At 59.7% G+C, this 23,794-nt stretch carries 22 protein-coding genes and 2 pseudogenes; 8 read left to right on the forward strand and 16 right to left on the reverse strand.

Features of this window, described 5'->3' with window-relative positions:
• Positions 1-190: 190 nt before the first annotated feature.
• The 7 genes from CRO18_RS07955 to CRO18_RS07985 form a co-directional block, all read right to left on the reverse strand.
• Entirely contained in the window at positions 191-1,345 is a 1,155-nt protein-coding gene (locus CRO18_RS07955; RefSeq protein WP_097081730.1) for an iron-containing alcohol dehydrogenase, read from the reverse strand.
• The gene (locus CRO18_RS07960) at positions 1,342-2,730 is read right to left on the reverse strand and encodes an aldehyde dehydrogenase family protein (RefSeq protein ID WP_097081731.1); all 1,389 of its coding nucleotides are present in this window, start codon (positions 2,728-2,730) and stop codon (positions 1,342-1,344) included. Before CRO18_RS07960 ends, CRO18_RS07955 begins: the two co-directional genes overlap by 4 nt.
• A gap of 47 nt (positions 2,731-2,777) precedes the next feature.
• Positions 2,778-4,142, reverse strand: coding sequence for a glutamine synthetase family protein (locus tag CRO18_RS07965; RefSeq protein WP_076485689.1), 1,365 nt, complete (start codon positions 4,140-4,142; stop codon positions 2,778-2,780).
• Between the two features lie 81 nt (positions 4,143-4,223).
• Entirely contained in the window at positions 4,224-5,261 is a 1,038-nt protein-coding gene (locus CRO18_RS07970; RefSeq protein WP_076485688.1) for a TRAP transporter substrate-binding protein, read from the reverse strand.
• Positions 5,262-5,305: 44 nt separating this feature from the next.
• A complete protein-coding gene (locus CRO18_RS07975) occupies positions 5,306-6,631 on the reverse strand; it encodes a TRAP transporter large permease subunit (protein WP_097081732.1) in 1,326 nt (441 codons plus the stop codon).
• The gene (locus CRO18_RS07980) at positions 6,631-7,137 is read right to left on the reverse strand and encodes a TRAP transporter small permease subunit (RefSeq protein ID WP_076485686.1); all 507 of its coding nucleotides are present in this window, start codon (positions 7,135-7,137) and stop codon (positions 6,631-6,633) included. The genes CRO18_RS07975 and CRO18_RS07980 overlap by 1 nt, the downstream gene beginning before the upstream one ends.
• Positions 7,137-7,907 carry an N-formylglutamate amidohydrolase gene (locus CRO18_RS07985; RefSeq protein WP_097081733.1) on the reverse strand — a complete coding sequence of 257 codons (771 nt, stop codon included), beginning with the start codon at positions 7,905-7,907 and terminating at the stop codon, positions 7,137-7,139. The genes CRO18_RS07980 and CRO18_RS07985 overlap by 1 nt, the downstream gene beginning before the upstream one ends.
• A gap of 150 nt (positions 7,908-8,057) precedes the next feature.
• On the opposite strand from CRO18_RS07985, the gene CRO18_RS07990 reads away from it, so the two are divergent.
• The 3 genes from CRO18_RS07990 to CRO18_RS08000 all read left to right on the forward strand — a co-directional run bounded on the left by CRO18_RS07990 (position 8,058) and on the right by CRO18_RS08000 (position 11,036).
• Positions 8,058-8,930 (forward strand): MurR/RpiR family transcriptional regulator, encoded by an 873-nt coding sequence (locus tag CRO18_RS07990; protein ID WP_076485684.1) that lies wholly within the window; start codon positions 8,058-8,060, stop codon positions 8,928-8,930.
• Between the two features lie 189 nt (positions 8,931-9,119).
• Positions 9,120-10,187 (forward strand): hypothetical protein, encoded by a 1,068-nt coding sequence (locus CRO18_RS07995; protein ID WP_097081734.1) that lies wholly within the window; start codon positions 9,120-9,122, stop codon positions 10,185-10,187.
• Between the two features lie 54 nt (positions 10,188-10,241).
• On the forward strand, positions 10,242-11,036 hold the full coding sequence (locus CRO18_RS08000; RefSeq protein ID WP_097081735.1) for a hypothetical protein: 795 nt from the start codon (positions 10,242-10,244) through the stop codon (positions 11,034-11,036).
• A gap of 18 nt (positions 11,037-11,054) precedes the next feature.
• Here CRO18_RS08000 and CRO18_RS08005 read toward each other — a convergent pair whose 3' ends face one another.
• The 4 genes from CRO18_RS08005 to CRO18_RS08020 form a co-directional block, all read right to left on the reverse strand.
• A complete protein-coding gene (locus CRO18_RS08005) occupies positions 11,055-12,098 on the reverse strand; it encodes an ABC transporter ATP-binding protein (protein WP_097081736.1) in 1,044 nt (347 codons plus the stop codon).
• Positions 12,095-12,877, reverse strand: coding sequence for an ABC transporter permease (locus tag CRO18_RS08010; protein ID WP_097081737.1), 783 nt, complete (start codon positions 12,875-12,877; stop codon positions 12,095-12,097). Before CRO18_RS08010 ends, CRO18_RS08005 begins: the two co-directional genes overlap by 4 nt.
• Positions 12,874-13,755 (reverse strand): ABC transporter permease subunit, encoded by an 882-nt coding sequence (locus CRO18_RS08015; RefSeq protein WP_212710083.1) that lies wholly within the window; start codon positions 13,753-13,755, stop codon positions 12,874-12,876. The genes CRO18_RS08010 and CRO18_RS08015 overlap by 4 nt, the downstream gene beginning before the upstream one ends.
• Positions 13,756-13,826: 71 nt before the next feature.
• Positions 13,827-14,924, reverse strand: a complete 1,098-nt coding sequence (locus tag CRO18_RS08020) for an ABC transporter substrate-binding protein (protein WP_097081739.1) — start codon at positions 14,922-14,924, stop codon at positions 13,827-13,829.
• A gap of 278 nt (positions 14,925-15,202) precedes the next feature.
• Here CRO18_RS08020 and CRO18_RS08025 point away from each other — a divergent pair, with 278 nt between their 5' ends.
• A complete protein-coding gene (locus tag CRO18_RS08025; protein WP_076485676.1) occupies positions 15,203-15,520 on the forward strand; it encodes an antibiotic biosynthesis monooxygenase in 318 nt (105 codons plus the stop codon).
• Positions 15,521-15,541: 21 nt separating this feature from the next.
• Here CRO18_RS08025 and CRO18_RS08030 read toward each other — a convergent pair whose 3' ends face one another.
• The 3 genes from CRO18_RS08030 to uvrB all read right to left on the reverse strand — a co-directional run bounded on the left by CRO18_RS08030 (position 15,542) and on the right by uvrB (position 19,372).
• The gene (locus CRO18_RS08030) at positions 15,542-16,516 is read right to left on the reverse strand and encodes a hypothetical protein (RefSeq protein WP_097081740.1); all 975 of its coding nucleotides are present in this window, start codon (positions 16,514-16,516) and stop codon (positions 15,542-15,544) included.
• A 199-nt stretch (positions 16,517-16,715) separates the two neighbouring features.
• Positions 16,716-17,093 (reverse strand): hypothetical protein, encoded by a 378-nt coding sequence (locus CRO18_RS08035; RefSeq protein ID WP_097081741.1) that lies wholly within the window; start codon positions 17,091-17,093, stop codon positions 16,716-16,718.
• A 95-nt stretch (positions 17,094-17,188) separates the two neighbouring features.
• Positions 17,189-19,372 carry an excinuclease ABC subunit UvrB gene (gene uvrB / locus CRO18_RS08040; protein ID WP_097081742.1) on the reverse strand — a complete coding sequence of 728 codons (2,184 nt, stop codon included), beginning with the start codon at positions 19,370-19,372 and terminating at the stop codon, positions 17,189-17,191.
• Positions 19,373-19,722: 350 nt separating this feature from the next.
• Here uvrB and CRO18_RS08045 point away from each other — a divergent pair, with 350 nt between their 5' ends.
• The 4 genes and pseudogenes from CRO18_RS08045 (at position 19,723) to CRO18_RS18965 (ending at position 21,790) form a co-directional block, all read left to right on the forward strand.
• On the forward strand, positions 19,723-20,034 hold the full coding sequence (locus CRO18_RS08045; protein ID WP_076485672.1) for an ETC complex I subunit: 312 nt from the start codon (positions 19,723-19,725) through the stop codon (positions 20,032-20,034).
• Between the two features lie 150 nt (positions 20,035-20,184).
• A pseudogene (locus tag CRO18_RS19210) lies at positions 20,185-21,225 on the forward strand (DUF6880 family protein); the annotation flags it as partial.
• A pseudogene (locus CRO18_RS18510) lies at positions 21,220-21,489 on the forward strand (transposase); the annotation flags it as partial. The pseudogenes CRO18_RS19210 and CRO18_RS18510, both read left to right, overlap by 6 nt.
• 100 nt (positions 21,490-21,589) lie before the next feature.
• Positions 21,590-21,790 (forward strand): hypothetical protein, encoded by a 201-nt coding sequence (locus tag CRO18_RS18965; RefSeq protein ID WP_097081744.1) that lies wholly within the window; start codon positions 21,590-21,592, stop codon positions 21,788-21,790.
• A 25-nt stretch (positions 21,791-21,815) separates the two neighbouring features.
• Here the strand turns inward: CRO18_RS18965 and CRO18_RS08060 are convergent, their stop codons facing one another.
• Together CRO18_RS08060 and CRO18_RS08065 are read right to left on the reverse strand one after the other, a co-directional pair.
• Positions 21,816-22,193 (reverse strand): hypothetical protein, encoded by a 378-nt coding sequence (locus CRO18_RS08060; protein ID WP_076486461.1) that lies wholly within the window; start codon positions 22,191-22,193, stop codon positions 21,816-21,818.
• 336 nt (positions 22,194-22,529) lie between these two features.
• The gene (locus CRO18_RS08065) at positions 22,530-23,450 is read right to left on the reverse strand and encodes a hypothetical protein (protein WP_097081745.1); all 921 of its coding nucleotides are present in this window, start codon (positions 23,448-23,450) and stop codon (positions 22,530-22,532) included.
• Positions 23,451-23,794 lie beyond the last annotated feature (344 nt).

Genomic DNA, 23,794 nt, shown 5'->3' on the forward strand with positions numbered 1-23,794 from the left:
GGGCGGACCGGTTCGGTTGGGCAGACTGCACGCGTTCCTCCGAAGTCTTTGGGCCGTTATACCCAATTTCACCGCAGAGACGAGATGAAACACGTCGCCGCAAGGCAGTTTTGCCCTGCCATGGCACGAATGCCGCAAAGAAAAGACCCGACGACGCGTGAACGCCGCCGGGGAGGTCAATTTCGCGCCCTTACATGCAGGCGGCGAAAAGCGCGCGGGTATTTTCCTGCGTCATTTCGATTGGGTTGCCGCCGCAAGATGGGTCTTCGAGCGCCATTTCGGTGAGCATATCGAGGTCTTCTGCCTTCACGCCCATGTCGGTGAGGGTTTCGGGGATGGAAAGCTCTTTGCGCAGCGCAACAATCGCGGCGCGGAACCCGTCAAACCCGCCCGAAATACCCAAGTAAGCAGCGGCTTTTTCGATCCGCTCCTCAATGGCCGAACGGTTATAATCCAGCACCATCGGCATCACGCAGGCGTTCGTTGTGCCGTGGTGCGTGCCATAAACCGCGCCAACGGGGTGGCTCAGCGAGTGGATCGCGCCAAGGCCCTTTTGGAAGGCCACGGCGCCCATCGCCGCCGCACTCATCATATGCGCGCGGGCCTCAAGGTCAGTCGGGTTGGCATAGACTTTCGGCAGGTTTTCAAACACCAGCCGCATGCCTTCCAGCGCGATGCCTTGGCTCATCGGGTGATAGAAGGGCGAGCAATAGGCCTCAAGGCAATGCGCCAGCGCATCCATGCCAGTGCCTGCGGTGATGAAGGCGGGCATGCCCACCGTCAACTCCGGGTCGCAAATGGTGATTGCGGGCATCAGCTTCGGGTGGAAGATGATCTTTTTCTTATGCGTGTCGGAATTTGTCAGCACGCCTGCGCGGCCCACTTCCGAGCCCGTGCCAGCGGTGGTCGGCACCGCGATGATCGGGGCGATTTTCGACGCATCCGCACGGGTCCACCAATCGCCGATGTCTTCCAATTCCCAAACACTGAGCGTTTCGGGCTGATCGGCCATCAGCGCGATCATTTTGCCAAGATCGAGCGCTGAGCCGCCGCCAAAGCAGACCACGCCATCATGGCCGCCCGCTTTGTAAACGGCGATGCCCGCTTTCATATTGGCTTCGGTCGGGTTCGGGTCCACCTCGCAAAACATCGCGCGGCCAAGGCCCGCTTGTTCCAGCACATCCAGCGCGCCTGCGGTGATCGGCAGGCTGGAAAGCGCCTTATCGGTCACCAAAAGCGGTTTCGCCATGCCCACGGCCTTGCAATGCTCGGCCAATTCGGCAATCCGCCCGGGGCCAAATTTGATCGGCGTGGGGTAGCCCCAGTTCATGCTCGGAACGCTCATTTCGTCACCTTCTTGAGATGGTAGGATTTCGGTCGGGTGACCGAGTAATAGCCAAGCGCCGAAAGCGCCGTGCCGCGCCCGGTGTCTTTGCAGCCGGTCCAGCACAAAGCCGGGTCAAGATAGTCGCAGCGGTTCATGAAAATGGTGCCGGTCTCCAGCCGCGCGCCAATTTCGGCGGCTTTGTCGGGGTCGGCAGTCCAGATCGAGCAGGTCAGCCCATAGGGGCTGTCGTTCATCGCGGCGATGGCTTCTTCATCGTCTTTCACCGACATGATGCCGACCACGGGGCCAAAGCTTTCTTCGCGCATCACCCGCATTTCGTGGTTCACATTCACGAGGATCTGCGGGGCAAGATAGGCGCCGCCATCATCCGCCGGGAAAAGCGCCGGATCAATGAGCGCCTCTGCGCCCTCGGCCACGGCCTCAGCTATTTGGTCGCGCACGATATGGGCGAAGCGTTTGTTCGCCATCGGGCCAAGCGTGCTTTCGGGCTCAAACGGATTGCCCAGTTTGAGCGTTTTCACCCAAGCCACAGCCTTTTCGACAAAGGCGTCATAAAGGCTTTCGTGCACATAGATGCGCTCGATCCCGCAGCAGCATTGGCCCGCGTTGAACATCGCGCCATCCATCAGCCCATCCACAGCGGCATCAAGATCGGCATCGGCCATCACATAGCCCGGGTCTTTGCCGCCCAGCTCCAGCCCCACAGCGGTAAAGGTGCCCGCCGCCGCGCGCTCGATCGTGGCGCCGCCATTCACTGAGCCGGTGAAGTTGATGAAGTTGAACGCGCGCTGGCCGATCAGCGCCTCGGTCACGTCATGCGTCAGATAGACATTTTGGAACACGTCTTCGGGCACACCCGCCGCGTGGAAGGCCTCGGCCAGCCGTTCGCCTACCAGCATGGTTTGCGTGGCATGTTTGAGCACGACCGTATTGCCCGCAATCAGCGCAGGCGCGAGCGTGTTGATCGTGGTCAGATAGGGGTAGTTCCACGGCGCGATGATAAAGACCACGCCCACCGGTTCGCGCGCGAGATAGCGGCGGAATTTATCGCTGTCTTCCACCACTTTCGGGGCCAGCGTTTCGGCGGCGATCTCGGCCATGTAATTGGCGCGGTCATTCACGCCGCCAAATTCGCCGCCAAAGCGGGTGGGGCGGCCCATTTGCCAAGCGAGTTCTTCAACCACGCGGTCTTTCATCTCGTTGAGCTTGGCCACCCCGGCTTGCACCAGCGCGATACGCTCTTCAAGTGGGCGCGCGGCCCATGCGGGTTGGGCAGCGCGGGCGCGCGCGGCCATTTCCTCTGCATCGGGCAGGCTCAGGGCCGGCCGCTCGGCATAGACCCGCCCATCCACGGGCGAGATACACTGGATCATCTTCGTCATGTCGACCTTCCTCTCGTGGCCCCTTCGGCCCCGGTAAACTTGAAATCTTAAGCCCGTTCGAAGCCGCGCATCCGTTCCCAATCGGTCACGACGCGATCATTTTCCTCGATCTCCCAGCGCGCCGCGCGCAGGTAATGCGCCACGACCTCTTCGCCAAGGGCGCGTTTGAGGAAATCAGAATTCTCGAGCGCCGCGGCCGCTTCGGGCAGGGTTTTGGGCACTTCGGGCGCCGCCTCGGCATGATACAAATCGCCCGAGATCGGCGCGCCCGGATCAAGCTTGTTTACGACGCCCTCAAGCCCCGCTGCCAAAAGCGCCGCGCAGGCCAAATAGGGGTTCAGATCGGCCCCGCCGATGCGGCATTCGACCCGCACACCCTTGGTGCCTTCGCCACAAATCCGGTAGCCCGCGGTGCGGTTGTCAAGCGACCAAACCGCCTTGGTGGGGGCAAACAGCCCGACACAGAAGCGTTTGTAGCTGTTCACATAAGGTGCCAAGAAGTAGCTGATATCGCGCGAAAATTCGAGCTGCCCGGCGAGGAAATGGCGCATCAGATCGCTCATGCCATGCGCGGCCTTGGGGTCGTAAAAGGCATTCGCGCCGTCTTTCCAAAGCGATTGGTGCACGTGGCTCGACGAGCCCGCCTTTTCGGTGTGGTATTTCGCCATGAAGGTGGCCGAGGCGCCGTGTTGCTGGGCAATTTCCTTCACGCCTTGCTTGATGAGCGTGTGCATGTCGGCGGTATCAAGCGCTTGGGAATATTTCGCGTTGATCTCTTCTTGGCCGCGTTCGGCCTCGCCCTTGGAGCATTCCACCGGGATGCCCGCACCATAAAGGTAATTGCGGATATCGCGCATGATCGGCTCATCGCGCGCGGTGCCCATGATCGAATAATCGACATTGTAGCGCGCGACCGGTGTGGGGGTTGGGTAATTCGTGTCGAAAAGCTCGGTATAGCTTTGCTCAAAAAGGAAAAACTCAAGCTCCGTCGCCATCATCACGTCAAAGCCCATCGCTTTGGCGCGGTCGATCTGTCGCTTGAGCACCGAACGCGGCGCATGCGGCACGGGTTCATGGGTGTGATGGTCGAGCACATCGCACATCACAAGCGCGGTGCCATCCACCCATGGGATACGGCGAAGCGTCTCCATATCGGGCTTCATGACATAATCGCCATAGCCGCGCGTCCAGCTGGAGGCCTCATAGCCCTCGACCGTGACCATCTCCATATCGGTGGCGAGCAGATAGTTGCAGCAATGGGTTTCTTCCCAAGCGCTGTCGATAAAATGCTGTGCGTGGAAACGCTTGCCCTGCAACCGGCCCTGCATATCGCAAATACATGCGATCACGGTGTCGATCTCGCCCGAGGCGACAGCGGTTTTCAGGGCCTCAAAGGTCAGGTTGGCGGGCATGGTTTCCTCCGTTCAATGGCGCGGTTGTCCCGCCGCGCGCGGGTCGTGGGAGTGGGCCGGGGATGCCCCGGCCCGCACCGATCAGTAGCGATAAGGCACGCCGGCCTTGACCATCGTCTCATTATATTTGCGGATGATGTCCACCACCTTGGCCTTGAGCGGGCTTTCGGCGGCCACCTCATCCCAGAACTTATGCGCGGCTTCTTCAAGCTTGGCATAATCTTCTGTGGGCAGCGAGGTCAGCGTCATATCGGCCCCTTCGACGCGCAGCTTGGCTTCGCCCGCCCAATACCACCATTGGCGGTGATAATGCGATTGGTCGAAGCAGGTTTGCAAAAGCTGCTGCAGGTGGGCGGGAACCGCGTTCCACCGCTCCATATTGGCGAAGAAGTGGCCGATCCACGCGCCCGAGATGTTGTTGGTGAGGAAGTAAGGCGCCACTTTCGACCAGCCCGAGGTGTAATCCTCGGTGATGCCCGACCAGGCCAAGCCATCCAACTCGCCGGTTTGCAGCGCAACTTCCACATCTTCCCACGGGATCGTCACCGGAATGACGCCGAATTGGGCCAGGAAGCGCCCTGCGGTCGGGAAGGTGAAGACGCGCTTGCCGCGCAGATCTTCCAGCGAGTTCACCGGCTCTTTCATGTTGAAGTTGCACGGATCCCACGAGCCTGCCGAGATGTGCTTGATGCCCACCTTGGCATATTCCTCTTCCCAGATTTCCTTCAGACCCCAAGAGTTGAAGAGCGCGGGCACATCAAGCGAATAGCGCAAAGCAAAGGGGAAATAGCCGCCGAAGACGGTGACTTCGGTGGGCGAGGCCATAGAGTCATCATCCGATTGCACGGCATCGATGGTGCCGTTTTGCATCGCGCGGAAAAGTTCGCCCGTCGGCACCAACTGGTCCGAGGTGTAAAGCTCGATCTCCATTTGCCCATTGGCGATGGTGTTGAACGCCTCGATCGCGGGTTTGACCACCTCTTCGGCGAGCGCCGGGCCCGCATAGGTTTGCAAACGCCATTTGATGGTTTCTTGCGCGCGGGCCGGGGCGGCAAGCCCTGCGGCGGCTGCGGCGCCCACGGCACCAGTGGTTAGAAACTTCCGTCTCGTCGTCGTCATTTCTCTCTCCTTGTTGTGGGGTGCCCCGTTCGGGGTCATTTTTCTCAGCGCCCCAGCACCGTTTGCGGCAGCCAAAGCGCAATTTGGGGAAACACCATGATCAGAACCAAGGTCAGCACCATCACGAGCACGAAGGGCAGCACCGAACGGTAGATCACCGGCAAGGTGAACTCGGGCGGGGCGAGCGCCTTCATCAAGAACAAGTTGTAGCCAAAGGGCGGCGTCAGGTAAGCGATTTGGCAGGTGATGGTGTAAAGCACGCCATACCAAATGAGATCAAAACCAAGCGCTTTTGCCAGCCCCACAAAAACGGGGGCAACGATCACCAGCATCGCGGTATCGTCCAAGAACATGCCAAGGAACAAAAAGCTCAGCTGCATCAGCACCAAGATCATCCAAGGCGCGAGCCCCAGATCCGAGGTGAAAAAGTTCTGGATCGCGCGGCCCGCGCCCAAGCCATCGAACACCGCGCCAAACGACAGCGCGGCGGTGATGATCAGCATGAACATCACCGTGATATGCAGCGTTTGCTTGGTGGCGGTTTCAAAGACGCGCCAGCTTAGGCGGCGCTTGATCGCGGCAACGAGCACCGTCGCGGCAACGCCCACGACCGAGGCCTCGGTCAGGCTGGCCCAGCCGTTGATGAAGGGTACCATCATCGCCGCAAAGATGAAGATCGGCAAAAGCCCCGCCCGCAGAAGTTTGTATTTCTCGGCGCGCGGAATGCTGGCGCGTTCCTCGGCGCTCATGCGTGGGGCAAGCTTCGGGTTCAGCCAAGTGCGGATGGTGATATAGGCGATGAACATCACCGCCATCAAAAGCCCCGGCCCAATGCCCGCAAGCCAGAGGTTGGACACCGGCTGGCGCGCAATCAGCGCGAAAAGCACCAACACCACCGAAGGCGGGATCAAAATGCCAAGGCTTGAGCCCGCCTGAATGACGCCAGAAATCATCAGCTTGTCATAGTTGCGCCGCACGAGTTCCGGGAGCGCAATGGTCGCCCCAATTGCCATGCCCGCGACCGAAAGCCCGTTCATTGCCGAAATCAGCACCATCAACAGGATCGTGCCAATCGCCAAGCCTCCCGGCAATGGCCCGAACCAGACGTGGAACATCCGGTAAAGGTCTTCGGCCAAGCGGCTTTCGGACATGACATAGCCCATGAAAACGAACATCGGCAGCGTCAGCAGCGGCGTCCATTTCATCAGCTTCATCACGGCGGAAAAGCCCATATCGGTGCCGCCCGGCCCCCAAAGTGTGAGCGCCGCAATCACCGCAACAAAGCCAATGGCGCCAAAGACCCGCTGCCCGGTGAGCATCATCAACAGCAGCGACGAAAACATCAAAAGCGCGATGGTGTTGTGATCCATCAAATCTTCTCCCCGCGCAAAGTAGCAATGTCGCGGATCAGAAGGGCCGTTGCCTGCAACAGCATCAGCGCGAAACTGAAGGTGATGATCGACTTGAGCGGCCATAGCACGGGCCGCCATGCGGTCGGATTGCGTTCGTTATAGGTGTAGGAATAGACGGTGCTGTCAAAAGCGCCGTAAAGCATGATGCCGAGATAGGTCATCAAAAAAAAGACGGTCAGCGCATCGGTCAGCGCTCTGCCCTTATGCGAAAACCTCGCGTAGATCAGGTCCATCCGCACATTCACTTCGGATTGCATGGTCCACGGTGCGCCGAGCATGTAATAGGCGACCAGCGTGAATTGCGCCATTTCCAGCGTCCAAAGCGCGGGGATATGGGCGAATTTGGTGATCATCGACCAAACCATGATGCCCATCATCACAAACAGCAGATACATGGCCACCCGGCCAAATGTGCGGTTGATCGTTTCTACAATCTGGACATAGCGCACAAGGAACCGCGGCATCACACGACCTCCAGCGGTTTTTGGATCCGCGCCAGCGCCGCTTGCAGCACCGGGGCGAGCAAAGAGGCCATCGCCTTTTGCGCGGCCGCGTCTGGAAGCAGATCGTTGCGCAGTTCCAGCATCACATTCATCAGACCCAGCGGTGTGGCCTGAAGAGCCAGCGTATGGGTCACCTCATCGGCGGCACTATAGGGCTCGTTCAGCCGAGAATCGAGCCTTGTCTGGGCGCGCGCCTCTTCCAGAACGGCGCAGGCAAGGGCGGGGTCCGCATCATGAATGATGCCCAATTCCACATCCCGCGGGCGGCCATAATAAACGGGCGTGAACGAATGCACGGTCACCAAGATCGGGCGCTGCCCCAGCGCCAGCTTTTCGGCCAAAAGCATGCGCAATTCGGCATGGAAGGGCAGGTAAAGCGCCTGCGTGCGGTCTAACCGCTCTTTCGCGCTCAGATCGGTGTTGCCGGGAATGTCATGCAGTTCTGAACGCGCGGGCATTGCGCTTGCAGATTGCGGCGGGCGGTTGAGGTCATAAATCAGCCGCGAGGTGGTGGCGCGCACCAGCGGGCTTTCAAGTTGTACAGACAGCGCGCGGGCAAGCCCCAATGCGCCCGGGTCCCAAGCCACATGCGCGTGGCGTTGCGATGCCGTGAGGCCCAAATCGCCCCAGCGCGCCGGAAAGGCATTGACCGCATGTTCGCATACGAAAACGAACGGGCCTTTGGCTGCGCGTCTTTCAAGGACGACCGCGCCTTCAGTCTCGTCTTCCACAGTCTCCCCCGAGCGTTTCGTCGATTCTGCAAGCTTCGTTCCACAGGCTTGACCGGAGCGGTGAAGCTGTCAACATTATTTCAGGAGAGATAATCTTGTTACAATCTGTTCGGCGGTGCGGCAAAGCGTCCGCAGCAAGGAGTGCCTGTTTTGGTGGCAGTGAAAGGTACGATCGAGGACGAGCTGCGCGCATCCATTGCAACGATGACCCGCGCAGAACGGCAATTGGCCAGCCATATCTTGCGCAATTACCCCGTTTCGCTCTTGGGGTCGGTGACGCAACTCGCCAAAGCCGCGGATGTTAGCTCGCCCACCGTGGTGCGGCTTGCGCAAAAAATGGGCTATGGCGGCTATCCGGGGCTGCAAGCCGCGCTACGTGAAGAAATCGAATCGCGCCTTGTTGGCCCTTTGGCGAAGCACGATCTTTGGGCCGCGCGCGCGCCCGAAGGGCATATGCTGAACCGATTTGCCGATGCGGTGATGGCCAATCTGCATGCCACATTGTCACAGATTGATCAGGCGGATTTCGATGCGGTGGCCGCGCTGCTGGCGGACCCGACCCGTAAGATCTTTGCCACCGGGGGCCGGATCACGCTGGCGATGGCGGAATATTTCGCCACCCATATGAAGGTGATCCGCCCCGATGTGGAGCTGCTGATCCCGCTGTCCAATGCTTGGCCGCCCGCGCTTTTGGAGATTGAGCGGGGCGATGTGCTCTTGGTCTTCGACATTCGCCGCTATGAAAACGCGGTGTTGCAACTGGTGGAAATGGCCTCTGAGCAGGGCGCGGAGATCGTGTTGATCACCGACCCATGGGTGAGCCCGGCGGCGGCGCATGCGCGTATTCGGCTTTCGGCGCAAGTGGAGGTGCCAAGCGCATGGGACAGCACAGTTGCCATTCAGCTTATTGTCGAAACGCTGATGGCTGCTGTGCAAGCGCTGACATGGGACACCACCGCCGCCCGGATGCAGCGGCTTGAAGAACTCTACGAGCGCGCAAGGTTCTTTCGCGGCAAGAAATAAGCGGGGCGAGAGGCGCTGGGCGAGGGGCTCGCACACCGGAGCGGCCCCCGGATTTTCGGTGCCCGGCGCTCTTTTTTCTTTATTTTCGTCACAGAATAAGATGATTTGGATTCATCTTTCGTGATGCAGGCATCGCAAGCGCGATCTTGCCGTTAGCCCGCCTTTCCTCGCTCTTAAAGATGGATTCAGATGACCGCTCTCTTTCCGCATGCCTTGACGGCTTTCGCCTTGGTAGCCCTTTCGTGTGGGGCCGCGCAGGCACAAGATTTTCAACGCACCGATGATCGTTTCTGCCAGCAATATGCCTCGACCACCGCGGCTGTGGCGCAAGAAGCGATTGATCAAAACCCGAACTGCCTCGACTTCAGCCGTGGTGTGCATGGCGTCTATCAGATGCATTACGACTGGTGCATGCAAAACACCCGTGACGAGGTCTGGGGGGCCGCCGATCATATCCGCAATCTGGCGGCGGAATGTACCACCCCCGTCGCGCCGCCGATGCCAGCAGCCCCCGCATGGCAGCCGCAACAAAGCACGCCCGTGGGGCCAACCCAGACCTATGCGCAACTTGGGGCTTGGGAGATTTTGCAATGGGCGCCGGGCTCGTGCAGCGCGCTTTTGATGGATTGGTCAAAGCCCGCGGGCGCAGGCCGGTTGCTGCGCTTTGATGCCGGGCCAGAGGGCTTTATGGTTGTGTCGGATCAATTGTCCGATACTTCGCCCGCAGCGGCTTTGATTGACGGGCAGTTTTACCCGATGGTGCTGAGCCAAATTGGCGAAGTGACCACCTCGCCGATTGATCGCAGCTTTTTGGCGGCGGTGCAGCGGGGCAATCGGCTGAACCTGAACTTTGACCCCGACGGGCCGGAATATGCGCTTTCGGGCTCTTCGGCGGCGATCGACACAATGCTGCAATGTGCAGGCATGGCGCAGCCTGCGCCCGCCGCGCAGCCCTATGTCCTCAACGGCACCTGCAAGCTGATCGTGGATGGGTGGACCTATGTCGATATGAACGGCAACTGCCCGATCTGGATGGCCAATGACGGCACCGGCAGCTTCTGGATCAACACCAACCGCGACACCTATTTGGGCGATTTCTTTGCCGAGATCGTGCCTTCGGGCAATGGGTTCGCCTCGGGTCACTGGAACGCGCAAGCGGGGGCCACCCATGCGCAAGCCCCGCTGGGCGAGGATTTCCGCCAAGTCGGGGGCGGGTGCTGGGTGAATGCCCGCGCCACGGTTTGCGCCGCGCGCTAACGGTTTTGGGGCCGCCGCAAGGGCGGCCTCATTTTTCTTTGCGGAGCTTCTTTGATGCGTTTTCTTATTTTGGCCCTTTGGGCCGTGCTGCTGCCCAGCTTTGCACTTGCCGATACCCGCCCGGTGAATTGTGAAATCACCGTGGGCGGGGTGCGTCATGTCACTGGCCGGTGTTATTTTTCGCCCCGCAGTGGCGGCTCGTTTCAGGTTGGCAATGACAGCTATTTTGCTGATGTTTCCGTGAATACCCCGGGGCAGGCAGATGGGCACTGGAACGCCGATCCGCTCTCCACCCATGCGCAGGCCCCGCTTGGTGCGCTGCGCCAAGAGGGGGCGTGCTGGGTCGCACCGGGCACGCGGATTTGTGCTTGGGCCTTGCCTGCGGCGGAAACGCAGGCGGCCTTGGCCGCCCAGCCCGATGGGGTGATGCTCTCGCCAATCTCGGCCAGTTCGGCCTGTATTGGCGCGGCGGGGCCATTGATGGCGGGGCAGCCGCTCGAGTTGCACAATTGTCGGCTCGGGCAGGATCGTTTGTTCGATATTATGCCGGGCGGGCGGATTACGGTGAACAAGCACCCGGATCTGTGCATTGGGCTTGAGGCGCCGGGGATGATGAAACCTGCCGAATTGGTGCTGCAGCCTTGTGACGAGGTCACGGCTGATTGGTATTGGGTGCAACAGGGCCAATTCGCGTTCGAAGGCATGGTGCGGCGCGGCGGGGACGGCACCTGCTGGACGATCTTGCAAGAGACCCGCGACCCATCAATGAGCTTTCCTTGGCCGGTCAATGCTGTGCCCTGCGATGCGCAGGCAGAGCAAACAGCACATTTCGCCTATTCGCGCGATTGAACGAACGTGATCGGCGGTTTAGCCGCCGATCACCAAAAGATCCGCCGGGTCGAGCCCGAGCGCGACCGATTCCCCCACTTTGGGCGGGGTGGTTTTGGTGGTGTTGAACGTGTCAAAGGCAATCGATTGACCGGCCAAATCTGCCCGCAGCCGGATCACCGACCCTAAGAAATCAACGTCTTTGATCGTGGCTTGCAGTTGCGGGCCGGTGCCATTGCCCAGCCGCACCGCCTCGGGGCGCAGCCCCAGCGTGACCGAACCGGCAGGCAGTGGGCCGGGCAGGGTGATCTCCGCCCCGCCAAGCGCCACTTTGCCCGTAGCGGGATCCAGAACCTTCGCTTCAAGCGTGTTCAGCGTGCCGACAAAACCCGCCACAAACCGCGTGGCGGGGCGGTTATAAATGTCAAACGGCGTACCGACCTGATCGGCAATGCCTTCATGCATCACCACCACCCGGTCCGACATCGACAGCGCCTCTTCTTGGTCATGAGTGACAAAGATCGTGGTGATGCCCAATTCGCGCTGGATTTGGCGAATTTCATTCCGCAGGCTGACCCGCACCTTGGCATCAAGCGCGGAAAGCGGCTCATCGAGCAACAGCACCGAAGGTTTGGGGGCGAGTGCGCGCGCAAGGGCCACCCGCTGTTGCTGCCCGCCCGAAAGCTGGAACGGATATCGGTTGCCAAGGTCCGAGAGGCCAATGAGCGACAGCATCTCTTCCACCCGGCCCTTGATCTCGGCCTTGGGGGTGCCTTTGACCTTCAGCCCAAAGCCCACGTTTTGCGCCACCGTCAGGTTTGGGAAAAGCGCATAGGCCTGAAACACCATGCCGATATTGCGTTGGTTCGGGCGGAGGTGCGTGACGTCTTGCCCTTCAATCGTGATGCCGCCCGAGGTGGGCAGTTCAAACCCTGCCACCATGCGCAAGACCGTGGTCTTGCCGCAGCCCGAGGGGCCCAAAAGCGAGATGAACTCACCCTGTTCCACGGTCAGGTTGAAATCCTTTACCACCCGCGCCGGGCCGAAGCTTTTTTCCAGATGCGATAGCGTGAGATAGCTCATCGGGCGGCCTTGTCGTGTTTGGTGAGCCGGGTCACGAGCTGGATCAGCCCCATGCAGGCCCAAGTGATGATGAAAGCGATGGTGGAAAGCGCAAAGGGCTCATAGGCTTTGTTCGCGCCCATAAGCTGCAGATAGGGCCCAAAGGCGGGCCGGTCCAAAAGCGCAGCGAGCGTGAATTCCCCCATCACGATGGCAAAGGTAACGAAGGCGCCAGAGAGCACCGCCACCAACACATTTGGCATGATGATTTTCGCCAAAATCGTAAACCAGCCCGCGCCAAGCGATTGCGCGGCCTCCGTCAGCGTGGCGACATCAATCGTGCGCAGCCCGGTATCAATGGCGCGATACATATAAGGCAGGCTCAGCATCGAATAGCCAAAGAGCAACAACAGGTTCGTGCCGGTGACAGAGCCCGTCATCGGCAACCAGCTTGAGGTGTTGTAAAGCCGGATATAGCCAAAAACGACGACGATCGCCGGGATCACGAGCGGCAACAGCGTGACGAATTCTACATAGGGCCGCAGACCCGGCAGCTTGAGCCGCACCCAAAACGCCGTGGGCACCACCAAAAGCACGCCAAACAGGATCGTCAGCACCGCCATCAAGACCGAGTAGGAGAAGGTCTGGCGAAACTGCGGATCGGCAAAAACAACGCGATACGCTTCAAAACTATAAACCCCGCGCTTCATCGAGAGCGAGAACTCCACCATGCCGACGAGCGGCAAGACGAAGTAAAGCATCCCAACAAGCAGGATCGACCAAGCGGCAGCACGTTTCATTTGAGCCACCTTTCTGAGCGCATCCGCAGCACGATATAAAGCACATTGGCCAGCGCTGTGACCAAGATCATGCCAAAGGCCATCGCATAGCCCAAATGCGGGTTGCCCAGCACATCACCGCGAATTTGCGCAAAGAGCATGATCGGCACGATGTTGAGGCTAGAACCCGTCAGCGCAATCGCCGTGGCCACTGCGCCAAAGGCATTGGCAAACAGCAGCGCGAAAGTGCCTAAAATGTTGGGGGCCAAAATCGGCAGCGCGACCTGCGTCCAATATTGCGTGGCAGAGGCGCCAAGCGATTGCGCTGCCTCGCGCCATTCGCGTTTCAGCCCATCAAGGGCGGGGGTGATGATCAAGATCATCAAGGGGATCTGAAAGAAGATATAGGTGATCGTCAGACCCCAGAAACTGAGGATGTTGAACCCCATAGCGCGCAGGTTGATGCCAAATTCGGTGCGCAGCCACATGGTCACCAGCCCCAGCGGGCCAAGGGTCGCCAAAAACGCAAAGGCCAGCGGCACGCCCGCAAAATTCGACGCCACGCCTGAAAAGGTCAGCAAGGGGGAGCGGATGAAGCGCGGCAACCCGCCCAGCACCATCGCTGCCGCCATCAAAAAGCCGATCAACGACCCCAAAGCCGAAGAGGCGAGCGAGATTTTGATCGAAACCCAATAGCTTGAGAGGATCGTCGGCGTGAACAGCCCAAAGATGTTTTCAAGCGTGAAGCTGCCATCGGCCCGCTGGAAGGCGCCGATCACGATCTTCATCGTTGGCGCAATCAAAAACAGCGCGACAAAGGCGACGAAAGGCAAAATGCCGATCCAGGCAAGGTTGAGCCTGCGGCGCGGGCGCGGGGGCGGCGGGGGATGCTCTGTCACGCGTGGGTCCATTCGGTCAAAAGCCGCCCCCGGCGCGGGGCCGGAGGCGGCGAAGGGGCAGGGGCCCCGGTTTATTGGACGTTGGCGCCCACGACCGCATCCCAGCCAGCGGTCACGGCTTCTTTGTTCGCGCCTTGCTCGTCAAGAGACGGGAAATAGGCCTTGGCATAGGCTTCTGCCGGGGGCAGCGCGTCGATCAGCTCTTGCGGCACAACGCCCGCTTCGGCCATCGCGTTGAAGCGCGCCGGGTGGCAGTAGCCTTTGAGCCAGAGGTTTTGGCCTTCATCCGAATAGATGTATTCCATCCAGAGTTTCGCGGCATTCGGGTGCGGCGCATGGGCGGAAATCGCCTGCACATAAACGCCCGCCAAAACGCCGGTTTCCGGCACAACGACCTCAACCGGCGGGTTGCCCGCCAGCGTGTCGCGCGCGGCCAAGGCGTTATAGTCCCACATCACGACGATCGGCGTCGCGCCTTGGGCGAGCGTGCCCGCTTTGCCGATGACCGGAACGAAGTTGCCGTTCGCATTCATTTCCTTGAAGTATTCAAGGCCTTTCTCACCGGCTTCTTGGCCAGCCGCACCGCCATTGGCCATGCCCGCGGCGAGAACCGCCAAGATCGCTTGGTTCGAGGCACGCGGGTCACCGGCCAGCGCCACTTGGCCCACGTAATCGGATTTGAGCAGATCGCCCCAATCTTTGGGGGTATCCATCACGAGGTCTTTGTTCACCATGAAGGACATGACGCCGTAATAGTCGCCATACCAATAGCCATCAGCGTCTTTCACGGCATCCGGGATATCGTCCCAGGTGGACACTTTATAGGGTTGGATCAGGCCTTCTTCTTTGGCTTGCGGGCCAAAGGACAGACCCACGTCGATCACGTCGGGCGCTTGCGGGCCGGTGTTGCCGACGTTCGCACGGATCGCTTCCAGCTCATCGGCCGAGCCCGCATCGGGGTTCAACTCGTTGACTTCAATGTCCGGATATTTCGCTTTGAAGCCAGCGATCACATCGCCATAGCCACACCAGCTGTGCGGCAGCGCGATGGTGGTCAGCATGCCTTCTTCTTTCGCGGCAGCTTCCAGCGCGGCTATATCATCGGCATGGACGAGCGCGGTCGAGGCCAGAAGCGCAGCAGCCCCGGCGAGGACGTGGATCGGTTTCATTCTTTTCTCCCCGTTTTCGGAAGGTTGGGCCCACAACGGGCACCAGCCAGCACCTAGGCGCGTTCTGTGACAGTCTTGCGACGTGCGCCCCCCTTCAATGGTCGGTTTTGACCGACCGGGAAAGATTTGCGCGAAATGCGCCGCGTTGCAACAATTCTGTTACGCCCCTGTCATGCGGGGCGTTCGGGGCAGCGGCAGAACGCTGCGGCACGGGCGAAAAGGCTGGATTTTGTGCGGACCTGTGTCATCCTGACGCAAGGGAGACAGGAGGAGAGAGCATGCCAGAGATCAAAGCCGATTTTGATGGCCAGACGGTGATTTGCACCTTCGAGATGACACCGGCCACAGCATCCGAACTGATGGAACATCTGCAAAAAGCCTATACCGAGTGCATCAGCCAAGCGGCGGGCTTTCTGGGCGCTGGGCTGCATATGAATGACGCCCAGACCCGGATCGCCACCTATTCGAAATGGGAAAAGCGTGGCGATTACCAAGCCATGCTCCGCAGCCCGGAAATGATCGCGCGCAACAAGGTGATCGCCACCCTGTGCCGGAGTTTTGAGCCCGTGATGTATGAGGTGGCGGCGGATTATTAAATCCGCCCCATCCTCAAGGCGTTAAAAGCCGGGTTTGCGCGGGAGCTGGCCGCCCGGATAAAGCTTCGCCGCCTCGGGACCGATCACCATTTCCAAGTATTCGGCAACCTGAGCGGCCGCGGCCAAAATCGCTTCCTCTTCCTTGGCGTCGCGGTGTTCTTTTTTCTCCGCGGCGCTCAGGCCCGGACCTTGTGCGGCAAGCCACGCATCGACGGTTTTCATATAGGCGCGCTCGGTTTTTTCATACAGCCCTTCGAGGGCAGGGGCGATTGGCGCGATTTCTTTCCAGTGGCCCGCAAGGATCGCCAACCGTTCCCCAGCCGCGCCTGTTGCATAGTGTTTCAGCACCCGCTCAAAGGCGATATCTATGCCCAGAAAGTCTTTTAGATCCTTATGGTTGGGCGGGTATGGCGGGGCTTTGTCGATCAAAAAGCCTTGCTCGGCGAGATCATAGGCTTGAAAGGCTGCGATGATGTCCAGAATCCAGCGCGTGGTGTCAAAGATATCCGCCCCGGCAGGAAGGGGCTTTTCATAGGCTGGCAGTGCTTTGAGTTGGTTCAGCGCGCGGTCGAAATAGGTCGCATTGCGCTCCAGCATCGCCCGCTCCGGCGTGTTGTTCGGGAGCAGCGCGGTGATGGCATCAATGATCGGGGTAGGATACGAGTTGGAGTGCTGTTCACAGGCGTGAATGAGCTCATGCACAAAGGTCGCGGCCCCGCCACCATCCATCTTGGCTGGGTCAAACCGCACATAAAGCTTTTTCGTGCTCCAGTCATAGCACGCGTTTGGCGGATTTTTCGGATTGCGCTTTTTGCAAAACGCTTCGCCGTCTTTTCCAGTGACGATCTTGGCCGGAAATCCCGCGGCGGCTTCGAATTTTGAGCTATCTCCAAGCGTGACTGCACGCATACATTCGGCGGGGGGCGCGCTTAGCATGCTCATGGCGGCGAAAGCCTTTTTCGCCATATCTTTGGGGGTGAGTGTTGCAACGGTCATATCAACCTCATGTGCCAGACGGGCGACTGCATGTTAGGGGGGCGCAGCCCAGAAACGACTAACTCAAACAACGTGATAAAAACGGTTTGCCGCAGCTTTGGACCGATCTTGGGAGAGCTGCGGGCGAGTTTTAAATTGCGGCGCGCATGGGCGCGTGGGTAAGGGGCGGGAAATGCCGCCCCTATTCTTGGCGTAAGATTCAGCGATGCGGGGTCAGGTCGCGTTCTTTCAGCTTGAGAACTTCGTCAATAACCTCAAGCATTTCACGCACGGCCTTGACTTGACGCGCCAATCTTACGCGTTCCACCCATTCGGCCCGCTTGGGGTCTTTCGCGAGGATCCGTTTGAAGATCGGATCGTCAAAGACGAGCGGATCAGACTGGAAAAGGGGATCGTCATAGCCTCGCGGGATCGGTTCGGGCAGATGCGGCCCTTCGGGGTCTGCGTGTTCAATGAGTTCAAGGATTTCATGCTTTTTGACCATCGACTCGCGCAGGCGCTGCATCTCGTCTCGACGGGCTTTTTCAAGCATCTCGCGCCACCAAGCGCGGTTGTCCGTAGGGGTCGGATGTTTCATGGGGTAACTCCTTCCTCAACACACTTACAATGCGGGGAAGGATACACCAAAATGGCGCGATTTTGAATGTGAAACAGCCCTCGGTTGTGCTCTGGCTAGCGTTTCTTCGGCCTTTTCACGCCACCCCGTTGCCCCGGGCGGCCAGCGGTTGAGCGGCCTGTCGCCTTCGTTGCGGCCTCCACGGCTTCATCCACCGCCGATTGCCGCGCCAGCGGGTCATCGGCCACGGCCAATTCCACCGCTTCCAAACGCTTGACCTCATCGCGCAGACGGGCCGCTTCTTCAAATTCAAGGTTCTCTGCGGCCTTGCGCATTTGCAACCTGAGGGCGTCAAGATGCGCGGCCAAATTGGCCCCGGCTTTCACATTGTCAACTTTTGCGGTGACGCGAGCCATATCGGTGTCGCCCTGCCACAGCCCGGCCAGAACATCATCGACATTCTTGCGCACGGTTTGCGGGGTGATGCCGTGTTCGGTGTTGTAAGCGATCTGCTTTTCGCGGCGCCGGTTCGTTTCATCCAGTGCACGCTGCATCGACCCGGTGATTTTATCGGCGTACATGATCACCCGGCCATCGGCGTTCCGCGCTGCCCGGCCGATGGTCTGAATCAGCGAGGTTTCCGAGCGCAAGAACCCCTCTTTGTCGGCATCGAGAATGGCCACCAGCCCGCATTCGGGAATATCCAAGCCCTCGCGCAGCAGGTTGATGCCAATCAGCACATCAAAGGCCCCGAGCCGCAGGTCTCGCAAAATCTCGATACGTTCGATTGTGTCAATATCCGAGTGCATATACCGCACGCGAATGCCCTGTTCATGTAGATATTCTGTAAGGTCCTCGGCCATCCGCTTCGTCAGCGTGGTGCACAAAACGCGCAAGCCTTTGGCCGCAACTTTGCGGATTTCATCCAAAAGATCATCGACCTGCGTTTCGACCGGACGAATTTCCACCTCCGGGTCCAAAAGCCCGGTGGGGCGGATGACTTGTTCGGTAAAGACGCCGCCGGTCTGTTCCATCTCCCAGCCTGCGGGTGTGGCAGATACAAAGACCGATTGCGGCCGCATCGCATCCCATTCTTCGAACTTCAGCGGTCGGTTATCCATGCAAGAGGGCAGGCGGAACCCGTGTTCGGCCAGCGTGAACTTGCGCCGATAGTCGCCCCGATACATGCCGCCGATTTGCGGCACGGTGACGTGAGATTCATCTGCAAAAACAATCGCATTATCGGGAATGAATTCAAAAAGGGTGGGCGGCGGCTCGCCGGGGTTGCGGCCCGTCAGATAGCGCGAATAGTTCTCGATCCCCGAGCAAACACCGGTCGCTTCCAACATCTCTAGGTCAAAATTGGTGCGCTGCTCCAGCCGCTGCGCTTCCAAAAGCTTGCCTTCGTCATTGAACTGCTTAAGTCGCTGCGCCAGTTCCACCCGGATTTGTTTCGTCGCCTGTTGAAGGGTCGGGCGCGGGGTCACATAGTGGCTGTTTGCATAGATCCGGATCTGCTCAAAACTATCCGTTTTCGAACCTGTCAGCGGGTCAAACTCGGTGATCGCCTCCAATTCCTCACCAAAAAACGACATACGCCAAGCGCGGTCTTCAAGGTGAGCCGGCCAAAGATCTACCGTGTCCCCCTTCACGCGGAATGCCCCACGCTGAAAGGCGGCATCCAATCGTTTGTATTGCTGCGCCACCAGATCGGCGAGGAATTTGCGCTGGTCGTAAAGCTCACCCACCTTCAGATCGAGCGTCATCGCCGAATAGGTCTCGACCGAGCCGATACCATAAATGCAAGACACCGAGGCGACGATGATCACGTCATCGCGTTCCAGCAGCGCCCGAGTGGCCGAGTGGCGCATCCGGTCGATCTGCTCGTTGATCATCGATTCCTTCTCGATATAGGTGTCGGTCCGCGCGACATAGGCTTCGGGTTGGTAGTAGTCGTAGTAGGAAACGAAATATTCCACCGCGTTATCAGGGAAGAAGCCTTTGAATTCCCCATATAATTGCGCCGCAAGCGTCTTGTTCGGCGCCAGGATGATGGCGGGGCGCTGGGTCTGCTCAATGACCTTCGCCATCGTATAGGTTTTGCCGGTGCCGGTGGCCCCGAGCAGCACCTGATCGCGCTCGCCCGCCAGCACCGCCGCCGAGAGTTCCGCAATCGCGCTTGGTTGGTCCCCGGCGGGGGCAAATTCGGTCGCCATCACAAAGCGTTTGCCGCCCTCTAGCTTGGGGCGGGTCAGCACTTCGGGACGGGGAACGGGTTGATTGGTGGTGTTGTGGGGCATCGCGGCATCCTTGGACAGGCCACAATGTCGGTCCCTTTTCGTTCTCTTTCAAGGTCTTGTGGAAAGTGTTGCGAAGAGGTTAAGGTAAACGCTAAAATTTTCGATGCATATCAGTGGCTTGCGGGCGGTAAGCGCTTGCGATTCGAGGTCATATTTCGCATTCTATTCAAGCAAGCAGCATTGGCTACCGGCCGGGGCACCACCCCACCCCTCGCTCCCCAGACCCGGCCGGTAGCATCCCTCCCTCATCAAAGGTGTCGACTAGGTCGATTTCGGCACACATTGGTATGCAAGGCTTGCGCTTTTCGCCCAAAACGCTAAAACCAAGCCTGTCAGCAGAGAGGATTCCCATGCGCGCACGTATCTATCAACCTGCCCGCAACGCCATGCAGTCTGGTCAGGCGAAGACCAAGCTCTGGTATCTGGATTTTCTGCCCGCCGAGGCGCGCGACATTGATCCGCTGATGGGCTGGACCGGCTCGGCCGATACGCAAAGCCAAGTGCGGCTGAAGTTCGACAGCCGCGAGGCGGCCGAGCACTATGCCAAGAGTCACGGCCTTGATTACACCGTGACCACCGCCCACAAACGCGCGGTCAACATCCGCCCGATGGGATACGGCGAGAACTTCCAACCCAACCGCCGGGCGAACTGGACCCACTGAGGGTGTAGAACTAACCTGAGTTTTTCCCAACGAAGGCTAAGTTTTTCCCGAGGTCTATATGTAGGGCGCCCGATGGGCGCCTTTTCTATATGTTGACTTGCGGGGGCGTTCGTTATGCTAGGATGACCTCGGAGATACAAAGGCAGCGCCATGGCCGGAAAACCGCTCAACAAAACCAATCTGATGGCACTCGGCGCCGAGGTTCTGGCCGATCTTCTCCTTGAGACAGTGAAGGGGGATGCCGCGCGGCAACGTCGGGTGCGCATGGCGTTGGCCGCCGATGACGGACCCGAGGCCGTGGCCGCCGATATCCGCAAGCGCTTTGCCGCGATCCGGCGGGCCCAAAGCTTCCTCAACCGTCCCGCACAGAAAAAGCTCGCGCAGGAGTTGACCGGGGTTATCGAGCTGATCACAACCCGCATCGCGCCCACTGCGCCGTCTTTGGCCTTCGATCTGCTCTGGGCGCAGCTGCATCTCGCCGAAGGTATCCACGAGCGCACCGATGACAGCTGGGGCAGCATTGGTGACACGATGCGCGCCGCAATGGAGGCCATTGGCGAGATCGCTCCGCACCTGACGCTCAGCGCAGAGACCTTGGCCGAGCAAATCCTTGAGGCCACGGTCGCGGATGGTTACGGCGCGTTCGACCACGCGATTGACGTTCTTGCGCCGGCGCTTGGCCCGGACGGGCTTGCCGCGCTGAAGGAGAAGGCGACTGCGACTTTTGATACGCCGATCTCTGCCGCGGACCTCGCCCAGCACGACTATGTCCGCCACTCGGAGCGCGAAAGCCGCGCCCGTGCGCATCGCAATAACACGTTGGAGCGCATCTTGCAGGACGTAGCCGACCAGCAAGGCGATGTTGATGGCTGGATGGCGAAATACACGCCCGAGCAATTGACCTATCACACCATCGCCCCCGATGCCGCGAGCCGCCTTTTGGATGCAGGTCGCCCGGAGGAGGCCTTGGCACTGGTCCGCACCGCCATCGCCGCGCAGCGTTCAGACTGGCATGACCCGCGCGAGTTGGACGATGCGCATTTCGCCTGCCTTGCGGCGCTGGGGCGTAAGGAGGAGCTGCGCGACGCGCTTTGGGCGCGGTTCGAGAAGCGGTTGTGCCCCGATGCGCTGCGCCATCACCTGAAGATGCTGCCGGATTTTGAAGATATCGATGCGGCTGACGCTGACCTCGATCTCTGGGCCTATGCCAACGACGTCACGCTGGACTTCTCACGGCCTGGAAAGCCGACCGACAACGGGTTCATCGAAGCCTTCAACAGCAAGCTTCGGTCGGAGTGCCTAAACGCCCACTGGTTCATGAGCCTTGCCGACGCCCGGGAAAAGTTGGAAGGTTGGCGTCGACACTACAATGAAGACCGACCCCATAGCGCGATCGGATACAACGTCCCGATTGCCATGCATTATCCCGATGGCGTCACCAGCCCGTCATCGTGAAACAGCCGGGAAAATCCAGCTTCCGGCGGTCCAGCGTTGGGGAGCGGAGCACAACCCCAAGGACTCTCGTTATGACTGAGGGACGACCGGGGGGCAGGTCATGACCAACAACCCGAAGCGCCGCTGTGACGAACTGAATGCCGGGATCCCGCCAGCGGCCAAGGGGAAGTGGGCGATGCGTCTAACGTCCCAACCATTTCCGGACATGCCGCGCGCCGAGGCTGCCCGACATCGGGCCAGCCATGATATCCAATTGAAGAAGTTTCTGGGTATTGAGGGCACGATCAGCCCGATGATCTGACGGGCTTGCACGGCTTCTGGCGGGGTCATGGCTCGAATTTCGGGCGCAGGCTTTCGATGAAACCGTAGATGTCGGCAGGGGTCACGGCCCAGCGTTTCGGGTCCTTGTCTTCGAAGTCGATATTGAACCGCCCCGAATTGCGGTCGAATTGCAGCAGCAGTTTAAGCGGATAAGGACCGTCCTCGTAAACGCTGCGAAGATAGGCGTCCATCGGCGCCTCAATTGCGAACAGGTCGGCCGAAATCGCCTCGAAATCCCCATCCGGTTTATAGAGGTAGCCGTAGGAATTGTCTGCATCGCCCTCTACATCAAACCCGATCACGACGCTGAAGGCGTCCCACGGCCCTTCAAAACCAGCATCGTTCATAATAATGGTTTGGATGAGGTCGGAAATTTCACTCATTTGACAGCTCCAAAGTTGTCCTGCATGTCTCGCCATGTGATCCGTTTGAAGGCTTAGCCAGCTCTATTCTTGAGCTTGCGGCTATACTTCCGTCTCGACACACTGTCTCTCCAGTTCCTTGGTTGCGGACTTATATCCGTGTCCGCGGAACCGGCAGCAGCTCAGGGCGCTGATGAACGCCGTTCCCGGCGCATAATTCTTGATATCGCGCAACTGCAGCCCGCGGCGGAGCGTCAGCCTCCGCCTTCACCACACTCGTTGAGAAACGCGCGCCAGTTCTGAGCCTTTAAGAAATTCTCCAACTACTGTGGGTTTTCTCCCATCTTGGCCGTTCTGTCACTCTTGCGCGAGATAGGTTGCAATCTCGGGGAAATATTGTGCCACGATCTCCATCGTCGCGGCATCGGGGCGTTTTCCGCGGACGTGCCGCAAGAACCTCAGCGTGTCAGCCGGGCTCGAGACGGGCAATGATCCCAGACCGCGCTGAGGATCATAGCAGGGCGCGTCGAGTTCCAGACGGCCCTGCATCACGCCGTTGATCTGAAAGGCCGAAGAGCAGGCCGTATCTACCAGTCCAGCGCGACGCAATGCGCGCAGCCACTCGAAGGACGGTTGGCAGCTCGCCTGCACCGCACTCAGGGCCGCCCCAGATTGAGCCACACGCGCTTTCGCAGCCCTCAAAACCGGGCCTCCGCACCCCTGTTCCCCGTCCGGACAGTTTCCGCGTGCGCAGAACTCCACGATCTGAGGTGCAAAATGTGACTCGTGCCAGAGCGGCGCTGAATCAAGCATAGGCCCGTCGAACGGACCGCTGGTGGTGGCGACCAGCCCCGGCAAGGTCGCCAAAAATGCCTCTACCGCGGGCGAGCGCAACGCCTCGGGCCAAGACGCAACACTCGCCGCAATGTACGGATCGGCCGAAAAAAAGCCACGGTCCCCCTCTTCGATCGCAGCAGCAACGATCTGCGCAGTCTCGGCCTCACCGATATCGCGCACAAGCAGCGAGGGATAGCCGTAATCCAGCGCAAGCCGCACCCGCGCGTCCCGGTCTGCGACCGGAGCGGTGGCAGCGCAGTCGTAGGAAAACAGCGCTACATATTGCCAAGGGGCTTCCGCCCCAAGCCCTACGGACGTTCCGTCACAGGCGATCCGACCGTCCCGCGCGGGGATTTGGCGCGGGCTGACGATAAAAAACGCTGCAACTGCGGCGACCAAAGCGGCTCCGGCGAAGACGATTGCGGGACGCGACAGGGTCATGCTTTTCCTTCCTCATGGATGCCTCGGGCAATGTGACGATCATCGGCATCAAGTTCAACTTCACCGCCTCGGGCAATGTGCAGATCAATGGCAAGGTCATCGACCTGAACTGAGGCGCACGATGAGTATCCCAAGAGAAGGCAGTCGCGACACGTCAGAGGGGATCATCGTCTCCTGCACGCCCGATGTGTGCAAAACACCGGTGGGTTCAAGCCTGGTGCCGATCTCTGATCCGCTGCTTCTGTGTTTAGCGTGCGCCGGTGCGTTGTTGAACGGCGAGGTATTGCAGGGCCCATCTCCTGCGTTTTGTTCGACACAACATCCGCTTGCTGCGCGTCTCTGTC

This window comes from Rhodobacter sp. JA431 (assembly GCF_900217725.1).
Classification (GTDB): domain Bacteria; phylum Pseudomonadota; class Alphaproteobacteria; order Rhodobacterales; family Rhodobacteraceae; genus Rhodobacter; species Rhodobacter aestuarii.

Excerpts from the sequence above, each read along its gene's own strand:
- CRO18_RS07955 (WP_097081730.1), bottom strand. The coding sequence starts at position 1,345 with ATGAGCGTTCCGAGCATGAACTGGGGCTACCCCACGCCGATCAAATTT.
- CRO18_RS08065 (WP_097081745.1), bottom strand. The coding sequence starts at position 23,450 with ATGACCCTGTCGCGTCCCGCAATCGTCTTCGCCGGAGCCGCTTTGGTC.
- CRO18_RS08060 (WP_076486461.1), bottom strand. The coding sequence starts at position 22,193 with ATGAGTGAAATTTCCGACCTCATCCAAACCATTATTATGAACGATGCT.
- CRO18_RS08020 (WP_097081739.1), bottom strand. The coding sequence starts at position 14,924 with ATGAAACCGATCCACGTCCTCGCCGGGGCTGCTGCGCTTCTGGCCTCG.
- CRO18_RS07975 (WP_097081732.1), bottom strand. The coding sequence starts at position 6,631 with ATGGATCACAACACCATCGCGCTTTTGATGTTTTCGTCGCTGCTGTTG.
- CRO18_RS07960 (WP_097081731.1), bottom strand. The coding sequence starts at position 2,730 with ATGACGAAGATGATCCAGTGTATCTCGCCCGTGGATGGGCGGGTCTAT.
- CRO18_RS18965 (WP_097081744.1), top strand. The coding sequence starts at position 21,590 with ATGACCAACAACCCGAAGCGCCGCTGTGACGAACTGAATGCCGGGATC.
- CRO18_RS07980 (WP_076485686.1), bottom strand. The coding sequence starts at position 7,137 with ATGCCGCGGTTCCTTGTGCGCTATGTCCAGATTGTAGAAACGATCAAC.
- CRO18_RS08045 (WP_076485672.1), top strand. The coding sequence starts at position 19,723 with ATGCGCGCACGTATCTATCAACCTGCCCGCAACGCCATGCAGTCTGGT.
- CRO18_RS08030 (WP_097081740.1), bottom strand. The coding sequence starts at position 16,516 with ATGACCGTTGCAACACTCACCCCCAAAGATATGGCGAAAAAGGCTTTC.
- CRO18_RS07970 (WP_076485688.1), bottom strand. The coding sequence starts at position 5,261 with ATGACGACGACGAGACGGAAGTTTCTAACCACTGGTGCCGTGGGCGCC.
- CRO18_RS08010 (WP_097081737.1), bottom strand. The coding sequence starts at position 12,877 with ATGAAACGTGCTGCCGCTTGGTCGATCCTGCTTGTTGGGATGCTTTAC.
- CRO18_RS07995 (WP_097081734.1), top strand. The coding sequence starts at position 9,120 with ATGACCGCTCTCTTTCCGCATGCCTTGACGGCTTTCGCCTTGGTAGCC.
- CRO18_RS08000 (WP_097081735.1), top strand. The coding sequence starts at position 10,242 with ATGCGTTTTCTTATTTTGGCCCTTTGGGCCGTGCTGCTGCCCAGCTTT.
- CRO18_RS08035 (WP_097081741.1), bottom strand. The coding sequence starts at position 17,093 with ATGAAACATCCGACCCCTACGGACAACCGCGCTTGGTGGCGCGAGATG.
- uvrB (WP_097081742.1), bottom strand. The coding sequence starts at position 19,372 with ATGCCCCACAACACCACCAATCAACCCGTTCCCCGTCCCGAAGTGCTG.
- CRO18_RS07965 (WP_076485689.1), bottom strand. The coding sequence starts at position 4,142 with ATGCCCGCCAACCTGACCTTTGAGGCCCTGAAAACCGCTGTCGCCTCG.
- CRO18_RS08025 (WP_076485676.1), top strand. The coding sequence starts at position 15,203 with ATGCCAGAGATCAAAGCCGATTTTGATGGCCAGACGGTGATTTGCACC.
- CRO18_RS08005 (WP_097081736.1), bottom strand. The coding sequence starts at position 12,098 with ATGAGCTATCTCACGCTATCGCATCTGGAAAAAAGCTTCGGCCCGGCG.